Origin of the sequence: Streptomyces sp. JJ38 (assembly GCF_019303475.1) — a bacterium.
Classification (GTDB): Bacteria; Actinomycetota; Actinomycetes; order Streptomycetales; family Streptomycetaceae; genus Streptomyces.
Window position 1 is genome coordinate 57,530 of sequence record NZ_JABLSI010000023.1, and the last position, 22,427, is coordinate 79,956.

The following is a 22,427-nucleotide window of genomic DNA, read 5'->3' on the forward strand; positions in this document are numbered from 1 at the left end:
GCCAGGACGTGATGTTAACCACAGGGACGTGCCTCCGTCAGCCTCCAGTACCGGACAAAAAACCGCTCCGGGGAAAGGCCCCGGCCAGGGCATCGCCGGGCCGGGGCCGATGCTGCCCGCCTCACAGGTGAGGCGTCAACTCCCTCAGCGTGTAGCGCGGTTGACGGCCGATACGACAGCCTTGATCGACGCGCGCGTGGTGTTGGCGTCGATTCCCACGCCCCACAGGACCTTGCCGTCGATCGCGCACTCGATGTAGGAGGCGGCCTGTGCGCTGGCGCCCTGGCTCAGCGTGTGCTCGACGTAGTCCAGCAGCCGGACGTCGATCCCGTTGCCGGCCAGGGCGTCGAAGAACGCGGAGATCGGGCCGTTGCCGGTGCCCTCCAGCACGGTGGGTTCGCCGTCCACGACGGCCTCCACCGTCAGCGCGTCGTGCCCGTCCTTCGTCGTCTCCGTCTGGGCGCTGCGCAGGGCGATCCGGCCCCAGGGGTGCTCGGGCGTGGGCAGGTACTCGTCGCAGAAGGTGTCCCAGATCTGTGTCGGGGTGACCTCGCCGCCCTCGCTGTGCGTCTTCTCCTGGATGATGCGGGAGAACTCGATCTGCATCCGGCGCGGCAGGTCCAGGTTGTGGTCGTTCTTCAGGACGTAGGCGACACCGCCCTTGCCCGACTGCGAGTTCACCCGGATGACGGCCTCGTAGGAGCGGCCGACGTCCTTCGGGTCGATGGGCAGGTACGGGACCGCCCACTCGATGTCGTCCACGGTCTTCCCGGCCTCGGCGGCCGTGGCCTCCATGGCCTCGAAGCCCTTCTTGATGGCGTCCTGGTGGGAGCCGGAGAAGGAGGTGTAGACGAGGTCGCCCGCGTAGGGGTGGCGGGCGTGGACCTCCATCTGGTTGCAGTACTCGGCGGTGCGGCGGACCTCGTCGATCTGGCTGAAGTCGATCTGCGGGTCCACGCCCTGGGAGAACAGGTTCATGCCCAGGGTCACCAGGTCGACGTTGCCGGTGCGCTCGCCCTGGCCGAACAGGCAGCCCTCGACCCGGTCGGCCCCGGCCATGACGGCCAGCTCCGCGGCCGCGACGGCGGTGCCCCGGTCGTTGTGCGGGTGGGCGGACAGGCACACGAACTCGCGCCGCGACAGGTTGCGGGACATCCACTCGAAGCGGTCCGCGTGCGTGGAGGGCGTGGAGCGTTCGACGGTCGCGGGCAGATTGAGGATGATCTCGCGGCCGTCCTCCGGCTGCCATACATCCATGACCGCCTCGCAGACCTCCAGCGCGAAGTCCAGCTCGGTGTCGGTGAAGATCTCCGGGCTGTACTGGTAGCCGAAGACGGTGCGGTCGTCCAGCAGCTTGTCGGCGTACTCCGTCACCAGGCGGGTGCCGTCCACGGCGATCTGCCGCACCTCGTCCCGCGTGCCGCGGAAGACGACCCGGCGGAACGTCGGGGCCGTGGCGTTGTACAGGTGCACCGTCGCCCGGGGCGCGCCGACCAGCGACTCGACGGTCCGCTCGATCAGCTCCTCCCGCGCCTGGGTCAGCACGGAGATCGTGACGTCCTCGGGGATGGCGCCCTCCTCGATGATGGAGCGCACGAAGTCGAAGTCCGTCTGGCCGGAGGAGGGGAAGCCGACCTCGATCTCCTTGTAGCCCATGGCCACCAGCAGGTCGAACATCTTCCGCTTGCGGGCGGGGGACATCGGGTCGATCAGCGCCTGGTTGCCGTCCCGCAGGTCGGTGGACAGCCAGCGCGGGGCCCTGGTGATGCGCCGGTCGGGCCAGGTGCGGTCCGGGATGTCCACGGCCTCGTAGGGGCCGTACTTGTGGATGGGCATACCGGAGGGCTGCTGGCGGTTCGTCATGGCGTGTGGGCTCCTGTCGCGGAGTGGCTTCTTCAGCAGGCCGACGGTGGCAGCACCGAACTCCGCGGGGAGGGGGTCGGCCTCGACTACAGGCCCTCGCCGCGGCAGCTAAGGAGAAGCAGCCCGAATCGCATGGTTTCCGTAGCGTAACCGAGCCTCCGCGGGAGTGCGGCGCCTGTATCAGTATGCGAGACCTGTCATGCCTTCGCGTTGCGCGATGCGTCGGTTACCGTAAGGAGATGGACATTACGGTCATTCGCACCGGTGGCCAGGGCGGCCGGCCCCGCAGAGCCACCCTCCACACCTCGGACCCCGACCTGACGGACCTCGCCCGCACCGCCGTGGCCGAGGGCCATGACACGCCGCCGGTGGGCGGGCCCGAGGGGTTCAGCTATGAGATCACCGTCGACGACACCGCCGTCTACTGCGCGGATCCACGCCTCACGACGGCGCAGGCCCACCTGATCACGGAGGTCTTCCAGCAGGCCGGCTGACCGGGCCCGCCCCGCGGCCGCCGGTCCGTCCGCCCCCCGTCCTGCCCGGTCCCGGCCGCCCCGTCCCGCCCGGTCCCGGCCGCCCGGTCCCGCCTTCCGCAGCCGCCGGCGGCTGCGAGAATGGGCCCATGACCCTGTTCCGCGACGACGGCATCGTGCTGCGCACTCAGAAGCTGGGGGAAGCGGACCGCATCATCACCCTGCTGACCCGTGGCCACGGCCGGGTGCGCGCCGTGGCCCGCGGAGTGCGCCGGACCAAGTCGAAGTTCGGCGCCCGGCTGGAGCCCTTCTCCCACGTGGACGTGCAGTTCTTCGCACGCGGTGGCGAGCTCGTCGGGCGGGGCCTGCCGCTGTGCACCCAGACGGAGACCATCGCCCCCTACGGCCGGGGCATCGTCGCGGACTACGCCCGCTACACCGCCGGGACGGCGATGCTGGAGACGGCGGAACGGTTCACCGACCACGAGGGCGAGCCGAACGTGCAGCAGTACCTCCTCCTGGTGGGTGGGCTGCGCACGCTGGCCGCCGGCGAGCACGTGCCCGGGCTCGTGCTGGACGCCTTTCTGCTGCGCTCCCTCGCCGTCGGCGGCTACGCCCCCAGCTTCGACGACTGCGCCCGCTGCGGCATGCCGGGGCCGAACCGCTTCTTCTCCGTCTCCGCGGGCGGTGCCGTCTGCCCCGACTGCCGGGTGCCCGGGAGCGTCGTGCCCTCGCCCGAGGCGGTGCGGCTCCTGGCCGCCCTGCTGACCGGCGACTGGCCGACGGCCGACGCCGCCGAGCCCCGCCACGTCCGGGAGGGCAGCGGACTGGTGTCGGCCTATCTGCACTGGCATCTGGAGCGCGGGCTGCGGTCCCTGCGCTACGTCGAGAAGGGCTGACGGGCGCGCTCGCCGAGGGGCCGACCGGCGGCCTGGCGTGGGCGGCCGGACGCGCCAGGCGACGGGCGGCCCGGCAGCCGACTTTAGGCCGGTGGGCACGCAACCGATACCCTCGGGCTGATTCCTGCCGATCCTACGGAGTTGAGCATGCTGAGCCGGCAGACGCGCGCGTCCCGCGGCTACGTCGCCCCCGAACCCCACCCCTCCGGCGCCCGCCCGCCGGAGATCCCCGCCGAGCTGGTGCCGGGGCACGTGGCGGTCGTCATGGACGGCAACGGCCGCTGGGCCAAGGAGCGCGGGTTGCCGCGCACCGAGGGGCACCGGATGGGCGAGGCCGTCGTGCTCGACGTCCTCAGGGGATGCCTGGAGATGGGCATCAAGAACCTGTCGCTGTACGCCTTCTCCACGGAGAACTGGAAGCGCTCGCCGGACGAGGTGCGCTTCCTGATGAACTTCAACCGCGACGTCATCCGCCGCCGCCGGGACGAGATGGACGCCATGGGCATCCGCATCCGCTGGGTCGGCCGGATGCCCAAGCTGTGGAAGTCCGTCGTCCAGGAACTCCAGGTCGCGCAGGAGCAGACGAAGAACAACACCGCCATGACGCTGTACTTCTGCGTCAACTACGGCGGTCGCGCCGAGATCGCGGACGCCGCCGCGGCCATCGCCCGCGACGTGGCCGCCGGCCGCCTCGACCCGGGCCGGGTCAACGAGAAGACCTTCGCCAAGTACCTCTACTACCGGGACATGCCGGACGTCGACCTCTTCGTCCGCCCCTCGGGCGAGCAGCGCACCTCCAACTACCTGCTCTGGCAGAGCGCTTACGCCGAGATGGTCTTCCAGGACGTGCTGTGGCCCGACTTCGACCGCCGCGACCTGTGGCGGGCCTGCCTGGAGTACGCGCAGCGGGACCGCCGCTTCGGCGGCGCCGTCCCCAACGAGGTCCCCGCACAGCCGCCCGCCGGTACGTGACGCCGGGCGTCGTGGAGCTGACGTACCAGGTCACGCGCGCCGAGATCGCGGAGGGGCTCCGCCTCCGTGAGGGGCCCGCCCGCGCCTCCCGGGGCGCGGCCGCGACCACGGTGGCCGTCGTCCTGCTGCTGGCCGCCGCGGCCTCGTTCGCCGTCGGACCCGTCGGCCCCGTCGGCCCCGCGGCCGCACTCCTCGTCTGTGCCGGACCCGTGGCCGTCTGGCTCGTCGTGCTGGCGCTGCGGAGCCACCAGGTGAGCAGCTGCCATCGCGTCGCGCAGGAACAAGGCGAGTGGCGGGCGGTCCTCGACGCGGAGGGCTTCCACGCCACCGCCGGGGGCCTGCGGACGGACATCGCCTGGTCCGTCTTCCCGCGCTGCGCCGAGTCCGAGCGGATCCTGATGCTGTTCGACCCGGCCGCCCGGGCCAAGGGGTTTCTCATCCTGCCCAAGCGGGCGATCGGGGCCGACCGTCTCCCTGAGGTGCGCCGGCTCCTTGACGAGCACCTCGCGGGCGTCTGACCCGCCGACGCCGCGGCCCCCGGCCGCCAGGGGCGGGCCGGGGGCCGCGGCGTCGGGGCGGCGTGACCCGGCCCCGGCTTTGGGTCAGCAGCCGATCAGGCGGGAGGCGAGGTAGGACTCGACCTGGTCGAGCGAGACGCGCTCCTGCTTCATCGTGTCGCGCTCGCGCACGGTGACCGCGTTGTCGTCCAGCGTGTCGAAGTCGACCGTGACGCAGAAGGGCGTGCCGATCTCGTCCTGGCGGCGGTAGCGGCGGCCGATGGCGCCCGCGTCGTCGAACTCGATGTTCCAGTGGCCGCGCAGCGTCTCGGCCAGGCCGCGCGCCTTCGGCGAGAGCTTCTCGTTGCGGGACAGCGGCAGCACGGCGACCTTGACGGGGGCCAGCCGCGGGTCGAGGCGCATCACGGTGCGCTTCTCCATCTTGCCCTTGGCGTTGGGCGCCTCGTCCTCGACGTAGGCGTCCAGCATGAAGGCCAGCATCGCGCGGCCCACGCCGGCCGCGGGCTCGATGACGTACGGCGTCCAGCGCTCGCCGGCCTCCTGGTCGAAGTACGACAGGTCCTGGCCGGAAGCGGCGGAGTGCGCGCCCAGGTCGTAGTCGGTGCGGTTGGCGACGCCCTCCAGCTCGCCCCACTCCGAGCCGCCGAGGTTGAAGCGGTACTCGATGTCAGCGGTGCGCTTGGAGTAGTGGGACAGCTTCTCCTTCGGGTGCTCGTACCAGCGCAGGTTGGCCTCCGACAGGCCGAGACCGCGGTACCAGTTCCAGCGCTGCTCCATCCAGTACTCGTGCCACTGCTCGTCCTCGCCCGGCTTGACGAAGAACTCCATCTCCATCTGCTCGAACTCGCGGGTGCGGAAGATGAAGTTGCCCGGCGTGATCTCGTTGCGGAACGACTTGCCCATCTGTGCGATGCCGAACGGGGGCTTCTTGCGCGAGGTCTGCTGGACCTGGCTGAAGTTGGTGAAGATGCCCTGGGCCGTCTCCGGGCGCAGGTAGGCGACCGAGCCGGAGTCCTGGGTCGGGCCCAGGTGCGTGGAGAGCAGCCCGGAGAACTGCTTGGGCTCGGTGAAGGTGCCCTTGTTGCCACAGTGCGGGCAGTTGACGTCGGCCAGGCCGTTCTCGGGGAGCCGGCCGTGCTTGGCCTCGTAGGCCTCTTCGAGGTGGTCGGCGCGGAAGCGCTTGTGGCACGACGTGCACTCGGTGAGCGGGTCGGTGAAGGTGGCCACATGGCCGGACGCCTGCCAGACCTCGGCCGCGAGGATCACCGAGGAGTCGATGCCGACGACGTCCTCGCGGGCGGTGACCATCGCGCGCCACCACTGGCGCTTGATGTTCTCCTTCAGCTCCACGCCCAGCGGGCCGTAGTCCCAGGCGGCCCGCTGACCGCCGTAGATCTCGCTGCAGGGGTAGACGAAGCCACGGCGCTTGCTGAGGCTGACGATGGTGTCGATCTTGTCGGCGGCCACGGTGCTCTCTTCGTTACGAAACGACGACGGAATAACTCAGGTTACCGGCGCGTGCGGCCCCCGGACCAAATCGGTCCGTGGGGGACCGGCGAAGGGGTGGGGGTGCGCCGGTCACCCAGCGTGCGAATGTTGTTCGAATTTGACAACGGTTTCCAATACTGCTGAAAATGAGTGTCATGAACGCACGACGCCGCCCTCACATATCCGCCCCCGCGATAGCGGGCGCCTGCACCCTCGCCCTCTTCGCCCTGACCGGCTGCGGTACGGGGAGTGCGGGTACCGACGAGGACGGCAAACTGAAGGTCGTCACCTCCTTCTACCCGATGGAGTTCCTGGCCGAGGAGATCGGCGGGGAGCACGTGGCCGTCAGCACTCTGACCAAGCCGGGCACCGACCCGCACGACCTGCGGATCAGCCCCCAGCAGACGGCCGAACTGACCGAGTCCGGGCTCGTGCTGTACGTCAAGGGCCTCCAGCCCGCCGTGGACGACGCCGTCGAGCAGTCCGGCGTCGAGCACGTCGTGGAGGCCGGTGCGCTCGCGGAGCACGCCGGGCACGAGGAGCACGGCGCTGAGCCGCACGGCGCGCGCTCCGACCACGGCGCAGACGAGGGCCACGAGGGCCACGAGGGCCACGACGAGCACGGGGCCCACGAGGACGAGGGGCACGAGCACGGCGCCGAGGACGGGACCCACGAGGACGACGGGCACCAGGACGAGGGGCACGAGGACCACGACGGTCACGATCACGGCGGGCTGGACCCGCACGTCTGGCTGGACCCGGTGCAGTACGCGGCGGTCGCCGAGGGCGTCGGCGAGGCACTGGCCGAGGCCGACCCGGACCACGCCGAGGACTACCGCAAGAACGCCGACGCCCTCGTCGGGAAGCTGGGGGAGCTCGACACCGAGTTCGAGAACGGGCTGAAGAACACCGCGACCGACACCTTCATCACCAGCCACGCCGCCTTCGGCCACCTCGCCGCCCGCTACGGGCTCGACCAGGAGGCCATCGCGGGCCTCAGCCCGGAGGACGAGCCGAGCGGCGCCCGGATGAAGGAGCTGCACGACGTCGCCGAGCGCGAGAACGTGAGCACCGTCTTCTTCGAGACCCTGGCCAGCGACCGGACGGCGAAGGCCCTCGCCGGCGACCTCGACCTCAAGACCGATGTGCTGGACCCGCTGGAGGGCGTCACCGAGCAGTCGCGCGGTGACGACTACTTCGCCGTGATGCGCGCCAACCTGGAGGCCCTCCAGAAGGCCCTCGGTGCCGAGCAAGCCGCGTAAGGAGCCCCGCATGGACACCCCGGCCCCCGCGAAAGACGGCCAACCCGTCATAGCCCTGCGCGACGCGCACGCCGCGCTCGGGGCCCGCCCCGTGCTGCGCGGCATCGACCTGGAGGTGGCGCGCGGCGAGGTCGTGGCGCTGCTGGGGGCCAACGGCTCCGGCAAGTCCACCACCGTCCGCGCCGCCATCGGGCAGGTCCCGCTCACGGCCGGTGAGCTGGAGCTGTTCGGCACTCCGCTGCGGCGCTTCCGGGACTGGCGCCGGGTCGGCTACGTTCCGCAGCGTTCCACGGCCGCCGCCGGGGTCCCGGCCACCGTGCGCGAGGTCGTCACCTCGGGGCGGCTGGCCCGCCGGGGAATCGGCCCACTCCGCCGCTCCGACCGGGACGCCGTGCGGGCGGCGCTGGAGCTGGTGGGTATGGCCGACCGGGTGAAGGACTCCGTGAGCGCGCTCTCCGGCGGCCAGCACCAGCGGGTTCTGATCGCCCGCGCCCTGGCCGGCGAACCGGAGCTGCTGATCATGGACGAGCCGCTCGCGGGGGTCGACCTGGGCAGTCAGCGCGTCCTCGCCGAGGCGCTGCGCCACCAGGTGCGGGCGGGGGCCTCCATCCTCCTCGTCCTGCACGAGCTGGGGCCGCTCGCCCCGCTCATCGACCGGTCCGTCGTGCTGCGGGACGGTCGCGTGGAGCGGGTGGAGCGGCCCGAGCAGCTCCACGACCTGGCCTGCCACCCCCACGACAGCGAGGTCGCCGACGTGGCGCCCGCCGTGCCCAGGATCGAAACGGGGCAGCTCTCATGATCGAGATCCTCGACTACGCCTTCATGCAGCGGGCGCTGCTCGCCGCCCTGCTGGTCGGCGTCGCCGCACCGGCGGTCGGTATCTACCTCGTCCAACGGCACCAGGCGATCATGGGCGACGGCATCGGCCACATCGCCCTCACCGGTGTCGCGCTCGGCTTCCTGCTCAGCACTCACGCGGTGTGGACGGCGGTGCTGGTGGCCGCGGCCGGCGCGGTGGCGATCGAGCTGGTGCGCTGGTACGGCAAGGCCCGCGGGGACGTGGCCCTGGCCATGCTGTTCTACGGCGGTATGGCCGGCGGCGTGATGATCATCAACCTGGCTCCCGGCGGCTCCACGGCGGACCTGCTCACCGCGATGTTCGGTTCCATCACCACCGTCGCGCCGGAGGACGTCACCGCGATCGTGATCCTGTCCGGCGCGGTGCTCGCCGTCTGCCTGGGGCTGCGGCGCCAGCTCTTCGCCGTCTGCCAGGACGAGGAGTTCGCCCGGGTGACCGGGCTGCCCGTGAAGCTGCTCAACCTGCTGCTCGCCGTCACGGCCGCCGTCACCGTCACGGTGGCGATGCGGGTCGTGGGGCTGCTCCTGGTCAGCGCCCTCATGGTGATCCCGGTCGCCGCCGCCCAGCAGGTGACCCGCGGCTTCGCGGTGACGCTCGGGCTGTCGGTGGCGCTCGGCACGCTGGTGGCGGTCTCGGGCACGGTCGTCTCGTTCTACGCCGACGTCCCGCCGGGCGCGACGATCGTGCTGCTGGCCATCGGGGTGTTCGCCGTCCTGGCCGCCGTCACCCCGGTCGTCGTCCGCAGGCGGGCGGCGCGCGCGGAGCGGGGCACCGGGCGGGCGTCGTCGGGCATCCTGGAAGAGGAGCCGGCCGGCCGGTGACCGGCCGCGCCCGGTCGCTCCCCCGGGACCTGGCACAATTGGGCGCGTCCAGGCCGAGCCGATTCGCCCGCACGGGTGGCTTTAAGGAGGCAACGGTGGCGACCGCAGGTCCCCCAGTCCGCGGCCGTTCGACCAGGCAGCGCGCCGCGGTGGCGGCGGCACTGAGCGAGGTCGACGAGTTCCGCAGCGCGCAGGAGCTGCACGACCTGCTCAAGCACCGAGGCGACTCGGTCGGGTTGACGACCGTCTACCGCACGCTCCAGTCCCTCGCCGACGCCGGCGAGGTGGACGTGCTGCGCACGGATGAGGGCGAGGCCGTCTACCGGCGGTGCAGCACCGACGACCACCACCACCACCTGGTGTGCCGCTCGTGCGGCAAGGCCGTCGAGGTCGAGGGCCCGCAGGTGGAGCGGTGGGCGGACGCGATCGCGCAGGAGCACGGTTTCGTGGACGTCGCCCACACCGTGGAGATCTTCGGCACGTGCGGCGAGTGCGCGGCGCGGCCGAAGCGGCAGAAGAAGTAGCCCCGGCGGCCCCGGTGGCAGTGACAGGAGAAGCAGCCGTTCGATGACGCAGCAGCTCAGCATCGGTCCCCACACCGTGACGCCGCCGGTGGTGCTGGCGCCCATGGCCGGGATCACCAACGCCCCCTTCCGGACGCTGTGCCGGGAGTTCAGCGGCGGCAAGGGGCTGTTCGTCAGTGAGATGATCACCACGCGGGCCCTCGTTGAGCGCAACGAGAAGACCATGCAGCTCGTCCACTTCGACGCGAGCGAGCGCCCGCGCTCCATCCAGCTCTACGGGGTGGACCCGGTGACCGTCGGCAAGGCCGTCCGCATGATCGCCGACGAGGACCTGGCCGACCACATCGACCTCAACTTCGGCTGCCCCGTCCCCAAGGTCACCCGCAAGGGCGGCGGCTCCGCGCTCCCCTACAAGCGCAACCTGCTGCGGGACATCCTGCGCGAGGCCGTCTCCGGCGCGAACGGGCTCCCGGTGACGATGAAGATGCGCAAGGGCATCGACGACGACCACCTCACCTACCTCGACGCCGGGCGCATCGCCGTCGAGGAGGGCGTCACCGCGATCGCCCTGCACGGCCGCACGGCCGCCCAGCACTACTCGGGCACCGCCGACTGGAGCGCCATCGCCCGGCTGAAGGAGGCCGTCACCGAGGTCCCCGTGCTCGGCAACGGCGACATCTGGTCGGCGGCGGACGCCGTGCGCATGATGCGCGAGACGGGCTGCGACGGCGTCGTGGTCGGCCGTGGCTGCCTGGGCCGGCCGTGGCTCTTCGGCGACCTCGTCGCCGTCTTCGAGGGCCGTGCCGACCGGGTCGCGGCCCCCACGCTGCGGGAGGTCGCCGACGTCATGGTGCGGCACGCCCGGCTGCTGGGGGAGTGGCTGGGCGACGAGGCCCGGGGCGTCATCGACTTCCGCAAGCACGTCGCCTGGTACACGAAGGGCTTCTCCGTCGGCTCCGAGGCCCGGCGCAGGCTCGCCACCGCGGCCTCCCTGGAGGAGCTGCGCGAGCTGCTGGACGGCCTGGACCTCGACCAGCCCTGGCCCGCCGGGGCGGAGGGCCCCCGGGGCCGCACCCACGGGCGCAACCGCGTCGTCCTGCCCGACGGCTGGCTCGACGACCCCTACGCCTGCGCGACGGTGGGCTCCGAGGCCGAGCTGGACACCTCCGGCGGCTGAGCCTCGCTGAGCCCGGCCGTCTCTCCGTGGTGGGCCCCTTCCCCGGCGTGGCCGGTCGCGGCCAGCAGATCCAGGGTCAGCGCCGCCGTCCAGCCGAAGTCCAGCGCACCGTGCGCCTGGCCGGTGAGCGGGTCCAGGTACTCGGCGAACTCCGTCTCCTCGGCGTGTCCCAGCATGGCCGTGCGCAGCGCGTCGGCGCGCTCGGCGCGGCCGTGGTGCCGCAGCCCGCGCTCCAGCAGCCAGTTGACGTTGAACCACGCGGGACCGCGCCAGTAGCGGTGCCGGTCGAAGGCCCGCCCGCGCAGGTCGTAGCTGGGCACCATGCCGATGCCGTCGCCCAGCCGGAAGTGCGGCCCTTCTGCGGTGCGCACCAGCGCCTCGACGTGGGCTTCGGGCAGGCCGGGCACGGCCAGCGGCAGCAGGCCCGCCGCGCTGCGCTCGTCGACCAGGCGGCCGCCCACCAGGTCGCGGCAGCGGAACTGCCCCGCTTCCGGGTCCCACAGCCGCCGCACCAGGGCGTCGGTCAGCTCCCGGGCCCGCAGCTCGTGCCCCTCGGCGTCCCGTGGGCGGCCCAGCTCCCGGGCGATGTCGGCCAGGGCGTGCTCGGAGAGGATCAGCAACGCGTTGAAGCCGGGGTCCTCGACGGCGAAGGCGAAGCGGCCGGTGTCCTCGGAGTCGTCGTAGCCGGAGTCCCGGTAGTCGGCGGCCAGCCGGACGTAGCGGCCGTAGTCCAGGTCCGTCGGCCGGTCGGCGGGGGCGCCGTGGTCCAGGTCGGCACGGCGGAACGAGCCGCGGGCCGCCGGGACGACGCGGCTCAGCGGGGCGTCCCAGCAGGGGCTGTTGTCCATGCCGGGCTCCCACGGGTGGACGCAGGCGGCCAGCCCGTGCCCGCCGAGGTTCCGACGGCCGGCCAGGTACGTGTGCCAGGCGCTCAGCCGGGGGTAGAGCCGGTCGAGGAAGGCGCGCCGCCGGGACAGCTCAGGGCGGGCGCGGTGCACCAGCCAGGCGGCCAGCGCGTGGACGGGCGGCTGGACGATGCCCGAGGTCTCCCGGTCCCGTGGGGCGCCGGCCACCCGCCCGGCGGTGGAGGAGCGCCAGAAGTCGGGGCTGGGGAAGTAGGCGCCGCGCGGCACGACGGGGTTGAACACGATGTGCGGGACGCGGCCGTCCTCCCACTGGGCGGCGAAGAGCGTCTCCAGCTCGCGCTGGGCCCGCACGGCCGAGCGGTGCCGGAGCCCGATCGCGATGAACCCCGAGTCCCAGCTCCACTGGTGGGGGTAGAGGCTGCGGGCCGGCACCGTGGCGCCGCCCGTCCAGCTGCAGGCCAGTACGCGGGCGGCGCGGCGTGCGAGCCGTGCTTGACCGGCCGCCGGGACCGCGGGCGCGGTCGGGGCGGCGGGCTGGTGCGGTATGGCGGTCAGCAGGGCGGACTCGGGGTCGGTCTCGGTGTCGGTCACGCGGTCCACGAGGGCTCCGGTGGGTGGTCCCGGTGGCTGCCCCGGCGGGCACCGGACCGGGCTGCGCGCGGGGCACCGCACCGGCCGGGCCCCGGCCGAAGCCGGGGCACCTCCGATTTACGTCCAATTAACACGGAAAGCTATGCGGCGTTACCTGGGACGGACAAGCGTAAATAGGTCACACCGGCGCCGCCTTGACAAAACGCCCATCCGCCTCACTGAAGGGCCCTCAACTCGGGTGGTGCCGCCGACGGCGCTGCCGGTGCCGGTGTGACGCCGCCGTTCGGCGCGGGGGTCGGCGGCGCTCGGCGGGCGCGGCGACGGGGGGTCGACGCGGGAGTGGCGGAAGGGTGTCTTCCGTCCGGATTCTGGGATGACGGGCCCTCCGGGTCGTGATCCTCGCCACGGCTGATCGGTACTGCGCTCATCTGAGCGCTCTGCTGAAGATTCCAGTTCTCCAATGAGCGGCACTCGGTGCCACTTGCCTGGCACTCGATATCACGAGCCATGGTCACCCGGCGTGGCGATCACGTCGGCCTCCGGTCTCACAGTGTCACCTTGTGTTCAAGGTGTGAAGTCATGCCGTGCGGCCATTTGGGAGAGCCTTTACTTTCGATCCGCTGGCGGATGGGTGGTTGTAGCCGTGCGACGTGCCGCTGCCTCTGCTCATTCGCCTTGGATATGGGTACGCTCCCCGCCGTCAGGGCAGGCAGGCAAGCCGTACACGAGGAGCGAGTCCCGTGCCGGAAACTCAAGATCACGTAAGCACGAACCCCACCAAGTTCGTGTACGCCTTCACCGAGGGCAACAAGGACCTCAAGGATCTCCTCGGCGGCAAGGGCGCCAACCTCGCGGAGATGACCAACCTCGGGCTGCCCGTCCCTCCGGGCTTCACGATCACCACCGAGGCGTGCTGCCTCTACCTGGAGAACGGCACCGAGCCGCCCGCCCTGCGGGACGAGGTCACCGAGCACCTCGACGCGCTCGAGAAGCAGATGGGCAAGCGGCTCGGCCAGGAGGACGATCCGCTCCTCGTCTCCGTGCGCTCCGGAGCCAAGTTCTCCATGCCCGGCATGATGGACACCGTCCTCAACATCGGCCTCTCCGACGCCTCCGTCGGCGGTCTGGCCACGCAGGCCGGAGACGAGCGGTTCGCCTGGGACTCCTACCGCCGCCTCATCCAGATGTTCGGCAAGACCGTGCTCGGCGTGGACGGCGAGCTCTTCGAGGAAGCGCTGGAGGCGGCCAAGGAGGCCAAGGGCGGCGTCACCGACGTGGAGCTGGACGCCGGCGACCTGCGCAGCCTGGTCGAGCGGTTCAAGGAGATCGTCCGCACCGCCACCGGCCGCGACTTCCCGCAGGACCCGCGTGAGCAGATGGACCTCGCCATCCGCGCCGTCTTCGACTCGTGGAACACCGACCGCGCCAAGCTCTACCGGCGCCAGGAGCGCATCCCCGGCGACCTCGGCACGGCCGTCAACGTCTGCTCCATGGTCTTCGGCAACCTCGGCCCCGACTCCGGCACCGGTGTCGCCTTCACCCGCGACCCGGCCAGCGGCCAGCAGGGCGTCTACGGCGACTACCTGCAGAACGCCCAGGGTGAGGACGTCGTCGCCGGCATCCGCAACACCGTCCCCCTCGCGGACCTGGAACAGCTCGACAAGAAGTCCTACGACGAGCTGATGCAGATCATGGAAACCCTTGAACTGCACTACAAGGACCTCTGCGACATCGAGTTCACCATCGAGCGCGGCAAGCTGTGGATGCTCCAGACCCGCGTCGGCAAGCGCACCGCCGCCGCCGCGTTCCGCATCGCCACCCAGCTCGTGGACCAGGGCCTGATCGACGAGGCGGAGGCGCTCCAGCGCGTCAACGGCGCCCAGCTCGCCCAGCTCATGTTCCCCCGCTTCGACCTCACCGCGCAGGCCGACCAGATCGGGCGCGGCATCGCCGCCTCGCCGGGCGCCGCCGTCGGCAAGGCCGTCTTCGACTCCTACACCGCTGTCAAGTGGTCCCGCTCGGGCGAGAAGGTCATCCTCATCCGCCGCGAGACCAACCCGGACGACCTGGACGGCATGATCGCCGCCGAGGGCATCCTCACCTCGCGCGGCGGCAAGACCTCGCACGCCGCCGTCGTCGCCCGCGGCATGGGCAAGACCTGCGTCTGCGGCGCGGAGGACCTGGAGGTCGACACCAAGCGCCGCCGGCTCACCGCCCCGGCCCCCGACGGCAAGGGCAGCATCGTCATCGACGAGGGTGACGTCGTCTCCATCGACGGCTCCACCGGCAAGGTGTACCGGGGCGAGGTCCCCGTCGTCCCCTCGCCCGTCGTCGAGTACTTCGAGGGCCGCATGCACGCCGGCGCCGAGGACGCCGACGAGCTCGTCCAGGCCGTGCACCGCGTCATGGCCTACGCCGACCGCGTCCGCCGGCTGCGGGTGCGCGCCAACGCCGACAACGCCGAGGACGCCGCCCGCGCCCGCCGCTTCGGCGCCCAGGGCATCGGGCTGTGCCGCACCGAGCACATGTTCCTCGGCGAGCGCCGCGAACTGGTCGAGCGGCTCATCCTCGCCGACACCGACGCCGAGCGCGACGACGCCCTGGCCGCCCTGCTGCCGCTGCAGAAGGGCGACTTCAAGGAGCTGTTCGAGGCGATGGACGGGCTCCCCGTCACCGTCCGGCTGCTCGACCCGCCGCTGCACGAGTTCCTGCCCGACATCACCGAGCTCTCGGTGCGGGTGGCGCTCGCGGAGGCGCGCGAGGACGGCAACGAGAACGACCTGCGCCTCCTCCAGGCCGTCCACCGGCTGCACGAGCAGAACCCGATGCTCGGTCTGCGCGGCGTCCGCCTGGGCCTGGTCATCCCCGGCCTGTTCACCATGCAGGTGCGGGCCATCGCGGAGGCCGCGGCCGAGCGCAAGGCCGCCAAGGGCGACCCGCGCGCGGAGATCATGATCCCGCTCGTGGGCACCGTCCAGGAACTGGAGATCGTCCGCGAGGACGCCGAGCGCGTGATCGCCGAGATCGAGCGCGAGCACGGCGTCGAGCTGAAGCTCACGCTCGGCACGATGATCGAGCTGCCGCGCGCCGCGCTGACCGCCGGTCAGATCGCCGAGTCCGCCGACTTCTTCTCCTTCGGCACCAACGACCTCACCCAGACCGTGTGGGGCTTCAGCCGGGACGACGTGGAGGCCAGCTTCTTCACGGCCTACCTGGAGAAGGGCATCTTCGGCGTCTCCCCGTTCGAGACCATCGACAAGGACGGCGTCGGCAAGCTCGTCTCCGACGCCGTGGCCGCCGGCCGGTCCACACGGCCCGACCTCAAGCTGGGCGTCTGCGGCGAACACGGCGGCGACCCCGAGTCCGTCCACTTCTTCCACGAGGTCGGCCTGGACTACGTCTCCTGCTCCCCGTTCCGCATCCCGGTGGCCCGGCTGGAGGCCGGCCGCGCCGCCGCGGAGAGCGTGGGCAGCGACAGCCGCTGACCAACCGCCTGCCGGGGCCGCCGCGCCCGAACCCTCACCGCGCGGTGGTCCCGGCATCCGGAAGAGGGGAGGTACGGCACCTGTGCGGAGGTGCCGTACCTCCCCCTTTTTCCCGCCCGGGCCCGTCAGCCGGTCAGTCTGGGGTCCCCGAGTGGCGGTTCAGCTGTAAGAGCCAGGCCGAGTGCGGTTGTTCGTACTGCGGCCTCACCCGCAACGCGGACCCCAACGCAGCAACCAATGTCGCGGTAGGGCAGGGCGGGGTTCCCCGCCCCCGGCCTTCAGCCGGTACCGGAGGGCGACGACGGCAACCATCCCTTCGAGCGCTCGTGAACCTCAACCCGCATGGGTTGAACCCCCCCTCCTCACACAGGGGACGATGTCAGTGTGAGTCCTCGCCGCAGTCGTCGGTCCCCGGCGCCGGGCGGCGTCGGGGCACTGCGCGCGGGAGGCTGGGGAGCCCGTATGGCGCCTGCGCGAAGCCGACGGCACGGCAGCACCACCGCCGTGTGGATCTCGGGTTCCGGTCGGGCCGCGGATGTTCCGCGGCCCGAGGATTGACGCGGGGGTCGCCCGACCCGAGGATCGTCCCGGGCCCACCGGGCGGCAACCCTCTCCGACTTCACCTCAACCGGGCCCGGGTGCGGGCGGAACGCGGGTGCCGACCCACTCCTCCGAAAGGAACCCACCATCATGTCCACCCCGCGATCCTCCGACGCCTCCGACCGCTGCACGGCCTTCCTCCGTGAGCTGGGGGCGGACCGGATCGAGCACCCCGGCGGCACGCTCCTCGCCCATCTCCTCCGTGTCCGGGACCGGCTCGCCTCCTGGGGAGCGGCACCAGAGCTGCGCCTGGCGGGTCTGTGCCACGCCGTCTACGGCACCGACGCCCTTCCCACCGCCCTGCTGCCCCTCGACGCCCGCGCCGAACTGGCCGCGCTGATCGGCCCCGAGGCGGAGGCACTCGTCCACCTCTACGCCGCCTGCGACCGGAAGGCGACCTACGCCGCCCTCGCGGAGGGGCGGTACGACATCCGGGACCGCTTCACCGGCCGCACCCGGCCCGTGGCCCCCGAGGCGGCTCGCGGCCTGGTCGAGCTGTCCGCCGCGAACGAGCTCGACCTCGCCGACCTCGATCCAAACTTCCGCGCCGCCCACGGCGCCGGCCTCCACGCGCTGTTCCGGAGTCTGCGTCCGCTGCTGACAGACGCCGCTCGGGCCGACTGCCAGGCGGTGCTGGACGGTGGCTCCCCGGAGGGTTGGCTCGCGCCGGCCGGGCCGTGGACGGTGGCCGTCCTGGGCCCGGGCGGAGTGGGCGGACTGCTGGCCGCCTTGCTCTCCCGGGCCGGGCACCGGGTCGTCTGCCTGGCGGGCGAGCGCACGGCGGAGGAGCTGCGGCAGCGTGGAATCCGGGTCCGCAGCGCTCAGTTCGGCGAGTTCACAGCGCCCGTGGAGGCGGACACCGAGCTGCGGGAGCCGGTCGACCTCTGCGTGGTCGCCGTCAAGCAGCCGGCCCTCGACGCTGCCCTGGGGCGGGTGCCGTCCGCCCTGCTCGACGGCGGCCTGGTGCTGCCGCTGCTCAACGGCGTCGAGCACCCGACGGCGTTGCGGGCCCGCTTCGGGGAGCGGGTCGTGCCCGCGGCCATCCGGGTCGAGTCGACGCGGCAGGCCCCCGGGGAGATCGACCACGGCAGTCCCTTCACCGAGCTGGACGTGGTCGGGGCGGGGGACGCGGGGCGGGCGCTCGCCGAGCTGTTCGAGGCCGTCGGTGTCCGGTGCCGGGTGACCGAGGACGAGACGGCGACGCTGTGGGCGAAGCTGGCCTTCCTCGCGCCCCTCGCTCTGCTCACCACCCGCTACGCGGTACCGGTCGGCGAGGTGCGCACCGCTCGGCGGCCGGAGCTGGCGGCCCTCGTCGCGGAGGCCGCCGCGGTGAGCGCCGCCGTGGGGGCACCTGTCGACCCGGCCCTCGTCCTCGACCGCTACGACGCCTTCCCCGCCGCCGCCAGATCCTCGATGCAGCGTGACGCCGAGGCGGGCCGTCCGCTGGAGCTGGACGCCGTCGGGGGAGCCGTGCTGCGGGCCGCGGCCCGGCACGGGGTGTCCGTCCCCGTCACCCGCCGCCTGGTGGCCGAACTGAGGGAGTCCGCCCGCTGACGGCGGGAACGGCGGAACCGGCCGCGCCGCGGTGCGGCACGGCCGGTTCCGCCGTGGGGTGAGCCGGTGGCTCGGGGTCAGATGGCGACGCCCTTGGCCCGCAGGTAGGCCAGCGGGTCGATGTCCGAGCCGTAGCCGGTACCGGTGCGGATCTCGAAGTGCAGGTGCGGACCCGTGCTGTTGCCGGTGGAGCCGACGAGACCGATCTGCTGACCGCCGCTCACGCTCTGCCCCGCGGAGACGGAGAGCGAGGAGAGGTGGGCGTACTGGCTGTAGCGCCCGTCGGCGTGCTTGATGACGATCTGGTTGCCGTACGAGCCGCCCCAGCCGGCGGAGACCACGGTGCCCGCACCGACCGCGCGGACGGTGCTGCCGGACGGCGCGGAGAAGTCCACGCCGGTGTGGTAGCCGCTGGCCCAGTAGGAGCCGGTGGCCCGGTACGGGGTGCTCATCGAGGCGTTGACCGGGCGGACCCAGCCGCTGGCAGGGGCGGCCTCCTTGGCGGGCTCCTCGGCCTTGGGCTCGGGCTTCGGCTCGGGCTTGGGCTCGGGCTTGGGCTCGGGCTCGGCCTTGGCGGGCTCCGGAGCCGGGGCGGGCTTCTCCGCCTTGGGCTGCTCCTTCTTCTCCGCCTTCTTTTCCGTCTTGTCGGCTTCGTCCGCCTTGTCGGACTTCTCCGGCTTCGGCGTCGGCGCGGCGGCCTCGGTCACGTCCAGGCTGAGCCGCTGGCCCGGGAAGATCAGGTCGGGGTCGGCGCCGACGACCTGGCGGTTGGCCTCGTAGACGGCCGGCCAGCCGCCGTCCACCTCGTGCGTGGTGGCGATGCCGTAGAGAGTGTCACCGCTGACGACGGTGTAGTCCTCGGTGGCGGTCTCGGCCTTGGCGGCGGGCTTCTTGGCGGGCTTCTGCTCGGCCTTCTTGGCGGGCTGTTCGGCCTTGGGCCGCTCGGCCTTCCGCTCGCCCTCGGCCGGGGCGCCGGCCGGGTCGATCGCGGGGGCCGGCCCGCCCTTGGTCAGGCCGGCGCGGGGGCCGCAGGTGGGCCAGGCGCCGGGACCCTGCATCTCCAGCAGGCGCTCGGCGGTGGCGATCTGCTGGTCCTTGGTGGCGAGGTCGGCGCGGGGCGCGTACTGCGTCCCGCCCGCGGCCTCCCAGGAGGACTGCTGGAACTGGAGTCCGCCGTAGAAGCCGTTGCCGGTGTTGATGGACCAGTTGCCGGTGCTCTCGCACTGGGCGACCTTGTCCCACACCGAGACGTCGGCGGCACCCGCGGAGCCCGCGGCGGCGAGGGGAACGGCGACACCGCCGGCGGTGACGGCCAGGGACACGCGGGCTACGTGACGGGATATCAGGGGCTTGCGCGGACGGCGATGACGACCACGGGGCATAGGTATGTTCCTCTCCTACGCCTACGAGGTGAGCTGTCGGATTCGGGCCGGAGAAGCCCGGCCACGTCCCCACGCGGCGTCGCGCGTCGGGCCGTGGCTTCACCCCTAGCCGCACCGGTACGGATACGCGGTACGGCGCTTACCTGGTTCCCCCGCTCCTGCCGCCGTGGGCTTCCTGGTCTCCCCCGGCCGGGCGGCAGGATTCGGCGTCCCGGCGGTGGGGCCTCCGCATCCGATGCGGGGGCGGACGAACCGTAATCACAAGCGTTTGCGCCAGACAAGCAGCGTGGCTGAGGGCTGGGTTCCGGTGGGGCCGCCCACGGGCCGCTTCCGGCACCGTGCGCACCGGCGCCGATTCCGAGGGTAAGGTTCCGGATCTTTCTGTATGTCCGAAACTCCCTGGTCAACGGGGAATTTGGCACGCAGGAGGCAAAACGCCCCAGTGGACAGCCGTGGCGGACCGGAGGTTGCTGTGAGTCCTGTCACCTGATCGCCGCGTGATGCCTTTATATTGGGCGATTCCCGACGCAAATGCGCAGAGCGCCCTGACGGACCCTCGGCCCGTCCTCCGCGGCACCTCCGCCCCGCCTTCCGGTCCACCCGAGCGGTCACGGGCCCGGCCCCCCGCGGCCTGCGACCGGGGCCCCTCAGCCCGCCGGTGAACCGGACAGGACCACAAGCCGCCGGGTGGCCCTCGTCATCGCGACGTAGCGGTCCACCGCCCCCGCGACTCCCTCGCCGAGACGCTCGGGTTCGACCAGGACGACCAGGTCGAACTCCAGCCCCTTCGCCAGCTCCGGCGTCAGCGAACGGACGCGCGACGTTCCCCCGAACGTCGGGTCGCCGATGACGCACGCGACCCCTTCGGCGTGCTCGGCGAGCCACGCGTCCAGGATCGCGTCCCGCTCCGCGACGGCCCCGTGGACGACGGGGACCCCGGAGCGGCGGACGGACGTGGGCACGTTGGCGTCCGGGAGCGCCTCCCGGATGACCGGCTCGGCCTCCGTCATGACCTCCTCGGGCGTCCGGTAGTTGACGGTCAGGGAGGCGAGGTTGACCCGGTCGAGGCCGATCCGCCCGAGCCGCTCCGGCCAGGACTCCGTGAACCCGTGCCGCGCCTGGGCGCGGTCCCCGACGACCGTGAAGCTCCGCGACGGACACCGGAGCAGGAGCATCTGCCACTCCGCGTCGGTCAGCTCCTGGGCCTCGTCCACGACGACGTGCGCGAACGGCCCGGCGAGCCGGTCCGGGTCCACCCCGGGCAGGGCCGCCTCGTCGACCAGGCTGTCCCGCAGGTCCCGCCCGTGCAGCATCGTCACCGCGCCCTCCCCGTCGTCGTCGGCCTCCAGCAGGTTCTCGATGACGTCGGCCATGCGCTCGCGCTCGGCGGCGACGGCGGCGTTGTGCCGCTGCCTTCGCCGGGCCGCCCCCGGGTCGCCGAGCTGCTGCCGGGCCGCGTCCAGCAGCGGCAGGTCGGACACCGTCCACGCCTGGGCGTCCGCGTCCGCGCGCCGCAGCGTCCGGATCTCCTCGCGGGTCAGCCAGGGGGCGCACATCCGCAGATAGGCGGGCACCGACCACAGATCCCCGACGAGGTCCGCCGCCTCCAGCAGGGGCCACGCGCGGTGGAGGGTCGTCACCAGTTCCTCGTCCGCCAGGACCGATCTGCGGAACAGCTCGGGCGGGACGCCGGCGTCGCACTTGTCCAGCAGGATCGCGAGCAGCTCCTCCATGATCTCCTCGCGCGCCTCGTTGTGCGGGGTCCCCGGACCCGGCGCGTCGAAGGCATCGGCCCAGTCCTCGGCGCTCAGCCAGACGTCGGCCCAGTCCGTCGACACGGTCATGCCCTCCGCGGGCGGCTCCTCGTAGAACCTGACGGCCGTCTCGACCGCCTTCACCATGTCGGCGGACGCCTTCAGCCGGGCCGCTTCCGGGTCGGCTTCGACGCCCGCCCCCGGCCCCTCGGCGACGAGGTCCCGCACCGTGCACGTCTGTACGCCCTCCTCGCCCAGGCTGGGCAGGACATCGGCCACGTAGGCCAGATACGGCTCGTGCGGACCGACGAACAGCACACCGCCCCGGTGGCCGGCGAGCCGCGGGTCGGCGTAGAGGAGGTAGGCCGAGCGGTGCAGCGCGACGACGGTCTTCCCCGTCCCCGGACCGCCGTCGACGACCAGGGCACCATCGGACCCCGCGCGGATGACGGCGTCCTGGTCGGCCTGGATGGTGCCGAGCACATCACGCATCCGGGACGACCGGTTGGCGCCGAGGCTGGCGATGAACGCGGACTGGTCGTCGAGCGCGGCGTGCCCCTCGAAGCCGTCCGGGGTGAACACCTCGTCCCAGTAGTCGCTGATCCGGCCACCGACCCAGCGGTACCTGCGGCGGCTGGACAGGCCCATCGGGTCGGCGTGTGTCGCCCCGAAGAACGGCTCGGCGGCGGGGGAGCGCCAGTCCAGCAGCAGTCGGCGCCCCGCACGGTCCGTCAGCCCGAGCCGCCCCACGTACAGGCGCTCGCCGTCGTCCTCGCGGACCATGTGCCCGAGGCACAGGTCCAGCCCGAAGCGCCGCAGCGCGCGCAGCCGCGCCGTCTGCCGGTGGATCTCCGCGTCCCGGTCCATCGCCGCCCGGCCCAGCCCGCCCGGCTCCCGGCGCAACGCGTCGAGCCGATCGGACAGTTCGGCGACCGACTCCTCCAGACACGCCGCGACGGCCGCGAAGTGCCGCTCGTCCTCGGCGATCAGCACCGGGTCGGCCTTGTGAGCCAGCCGCCCCGGAAGGTCGAAAGCACTGGTGGTCAGTGAACTCATGCCGACCACCCCCGCACCGCCGTGGCGCGCTGGACGCCCGCCTCGGCTTCTCCGTGCCACCCGTCAAGCCACACCAACGAACACATGTCGTGAATCCCCGATTCTGCAGGTTCCCGGCTCAGGCGGGGGATTCTGCGGCACGAAGGGGGCCTTGCCGCAAGGCCCCCCGTGCGCTATACGTTGAGAGTGGCAAGGAGTGGGCCCGCTCTCGCTACGCGCCCCCTTGCACCACCCTCCACCCACCGGATGACGGCCCTTCGAACCCTTCGAGGCGGCGCACGCC

General features: G+C 72.3%; 16 protein-coding genes, 1 pseudogene and 1 riboswitch. Of the genes and pseudogenes, 12 read left to right on the forward strand and 5 right to left on the reverse strand.

The genetic code is table 11. From position 1 onward, the window contains the following. Window positions 1-144: 144 nt before the first annotated feature. On the reverse strand, window positions 145-1,863 hold the full coding sequence (gene leuA, locus HPT28_RS15010) for a 2-isopropylmalate synthase (protein ID WP_219091577.1): 1,719 nt from the start codon (window positions 1,861-1,863) through the stop codon (window positions 145-147). 239 nt (window positions 1,864-2,102) lie between these two features. On the opposite strand from leuA, the gene HPT28_RS15015 reads away from it, so the two are divergent. The 4 genes from HPT28_RS15015 to HPT28_RS15030 all read left to right on the forward strand — a co-directional run bounded on the left by HPT28_RS15015 (window position 2,103) and on the right by HPT28_RS15030 (window position 4,725). After that, complete coding sequence (locus HPT28_RS15015) at window positions 2,103-2,357, forward strand: protealysin inhibitor emfourin (protein WP_219091578.1); 255 nt, start codon at window positions 2,103-2,105, stop codon at window positions 2,355-2,357. Between the two features lie 128 nt (window positions 2,358-2,485). Continuing rightward, window positions 2,486-3,235 (forward strand): DNA repair protein RecO, encoded by a 750-nt coding sequence (gene recO / locus HPT28_RS15020; RefSeq protein ID WP_219091579.1) that lies wholly within the window; start codon window positions 2,486-2,488, stop codon window positions 3,233-3,235. 147 nt (window positions 3,236-3,382) lie between these two features. After that, window positions 3,383-4,207: an isoprenyl transferase gene (locus HPT28_RS15025; RefSeq protein ID WP_219091580.1), complete on the forward strand. Its 825-nt coding sequence runs from the start codon at window positions 3,383-3,385 to the stop codon at window positions 4,205-4,207. Then, window positions 4,204-4,725 (forward strand): YcxB family protein, encoded by a 522-nt coding sequence (locus HPT28_RS15030; RefSeq protein WP_219091581.1) that lies wholly within the window; start codon window positions 4,204-4,206, stop codon window positions 4,723-4,725. Before HPT28_RS15025 ends, HPT28_RS15030 begins: the two co-directional genes overlap by 4 nt. An 84-nt stretch (window positions 4,726-4,809) precedes the next feature. On the opposite strand, the gene HPT28_RS15035 is transcribed toward HPT28_RS15030, so the two are convergent. Beyond that, complete coding sequence (locus HPT28_RS15035) at window positions 4,810-6,192, reverse strand: glycine--tRNA ligase (protein ID WP_219091582.1); 1,383 nt, start codon at window positions 6,190-6,192, stop codon at window positions 4,810-4,812. A gap of 176 nt (window positions 6,193-6,368) precedes the next feature. Between HPT28_RS15035 and HPT28_RS15040 the strand changes: the two genes are divergently transcribed. The 5 genes from HPT28_RS15040 to dusB all read left to right on the forward strand — a co-directional run bounded on the left by HPT28_RS15040 (window position 6,369) and on the right by dusB (window position 10,856). Then, window positions 6,369-7,475, forward strand: coding sequence for a metal ABC transporter substrate-binding protein (locus HPT28_RS15040; RefSeq protein WP_219091583.1), 1,107 nt, complete (start codon window positions 6,369-6,371; stop codon window positions 7,473-7,475). Between the two features lie 10 nt (window positions 7,476-7,485). Beyond that, window positions 7,486-8,274: a metal ABC transporter ATP-binding protein gene (locus tag HPT28_RS15045; protein ID WP_219091584.1), complete on the forward strand. Its 789-nt coding sequence runs from the start codon at window positions 7,486-7,488 to the stop codon at window positions 8,272-8,274. Then, complete coding sequence (locus HPT28_RS15050) at window positions 8,271-9,155, forward strand: metal ABC transporter permease (RefSeq protein ID WP_219091585.1); 885 nt, start codon at window positions 8,271-8,273, stop codon at window positions 9,153-9,155. The genes HPT28_RS15045 and HPT28_RS15050 overlap by 4 nt, the downstream gene beginning before the upstream one ends. A 95-nt stretch (window positions 9,156-9,250) precedes the next feature. Next, entirely contained in the window at window positions 9,251-9,679 is a 429-nt protein-coding gene (locus HPT28_RS15055; RefSeq protein ID WP_219091586.1) for a Fur family transcriptional regulator, read from the forward strand. Between the two features lie 43 nt (window positions 9,680-9,722). Next, entirely contained in the window at window positions 9,723-10,856 is a 1,134-nt protein-coding gene (gene dusB, locus HPT28_RS15060) for a tRNA dihydrouridine synthase DusB (RefSeq protein WP_219091587.1), read from the forward strand. Here the strand turns inward: dusB and HPT28_RS15065 are convergent. Beyond that, a complete protein-coding gene (locus HPT28_RS15065) occupies window positions 10,802-12,313 on the reverse strand; it encodes a trehalase family glycosidase (RefSeq protein ID WP_374226966.1) in 1,512 nt (503 codons plus the stop codon). The genes dusB and HPT28_RS15065 overlap by 55 nt on opposite strands. Window positions 12,314-13,053: 740 nt before the next feature. Here HPT28_RS15065 and ppdK point away from each other — a divergent pair. The 3 genes and pseudogenes from ppdK to HPT28_RS15080 all read left to right on the forward strand — a co-directional run bounded on the left by ppdK (window position 13,054) and on the right by HPT28_RS15080 (window position 17,952). Then, a complete protein-coding gene (gene ppdK / locus HPT28_RS15070) occupies window positions 13,054-15,798 on the forward strand; it encodes a pyruvate, phosphate dikinase (protein WP_219091588.1) in 2,745 nt (914 codons plus the stop codon). Between the two features lie 690 nt (window positions 15,799-16,488). Then, window positions 16,489-16,776: pseudogene (locus HPT28_RS27745) on the forward strand (DUF6817 domain-containing protein); the annotation flags it as partial. 255 nt (window positions 16,777-17,031) lie between these two features. After that, the gene (locus HPT28_RS15080) at window positions 17,032-17,952 is read left to right on the forward strand and encodes a ketopantoate reductase family protein (RefSeq protein WP_219091607.1); all 921 of its coding nucleotides are present in this window, start codon (window positions 17,032-17,034) and stop codon (window positions 17,950-17,952) included. Between the two features lie 77 nt (window positions 17,953-18,029). On the opposite strand, the gene HPT28_RS15085 is transcribed toward HPT28_RS15080, so the two are convergent. Both HPT28_RS15085 and helR read right to left on the reverse strand, forming a co-directional pair. After that, a complete protein-coding gene (locus HPT28_RS15085; RefSeq protein WP_219091589.1) occupies window positions 18,030-19,334 on the reverse strand; it encodes a transglycosylase family protein in 1,305 nt (434 codons plus the stop codon). 3 nt (window positions 19,335-19,337) lie between these two features. Continuing rightward, window positions 19,338-19,517, reverse strand: a riboswitch (cyclic di-AMP (ydaO/yuaA leader). A gap of 464 nt (window positions 19,518-19,981) precedes the next feature. Then, window positions 19,982-22,144: an RNA polymerase recycling motor ATPase HelR gene (gene helR, locus HPT28_RS15090; RefSeq protein ID WP_219091590.1), complete on the reverse strand. Its 2,163-nt coding sequence runs from the start codon at window positions 22,142-22,144 to the stop codon at window positions 19,982-19,984. Window positions 22,145-22,427: the final 283 nt, after the last annotated feature.